Source organism: Pleomorphomonas sp. T1.2MG-36 (assembly GCF_950100655.1).
In the GTDB taxonomy this organism is placed as follows: Bacteria; Pseudomonadota; Alphaproteobacteria; order Rhizobiales; family Pleomorphomonadaceae; genus Pleomorphomonas.
The window spans coordinates 1-437 of sequence record NZ_CATNLY010000020.1; the positions used below are offsets into that span (position 1 = coordinate 1).

At 76.7% G+C, this 437-nt stretch carries 1 protein-coding gene; it reads right to left on the bottom strand.

Going from position 1 to position 437, the window contains the following annotated elements; genetic code table 11:
* The coding region (locus tag QQZ18_RS11440; RefSeq protein ID WP_284541047.1) for a DEAD/DEAH box helicase at positions 1–437 on the bottom strand (437 nt) is incomplete at both ends.

Sequence of the window (437 nt, forward strand, 5' to 3'; positions counted from 1 at the left end):
GTACAGCGACTCCGGCGTCGTGATGAGGATGTCCGGCGGCTTCGTCGCGAACGCGCGGCGCTCGGCCGGCGGGGTGTCCCCGGTGCGCACGCCCACGGTGACGTCCGGTGCGGTCAGCCCCAGGCGGGTCGAGGCCTGCCGGATGCCGACCAGCGGCGAGCGCAGGTTCCGCTCGACGTCGGAGGCGAGAGCCTTGAGCGGTGAGACGTACAGCACCCGGCAGCGCTCGACCGGCGACTGCGGCACCGGCTCGCCCGCGCGGGGCGCGAGCAGCCCGTCCAGCGCCCACAGGAAGGCCGCGAGCGTCTTGCCCGAGCCGGTTGGCGCGACGACGAGGGCGTGCTGCCCCGAGCCGACCGCGCTCCACGCGCCGGCCTGCGCCGCGGTGGGGGCGGCGAACGCGCCGGTGAACCAGTCCCGCGTCGCGGGGGAGAAGC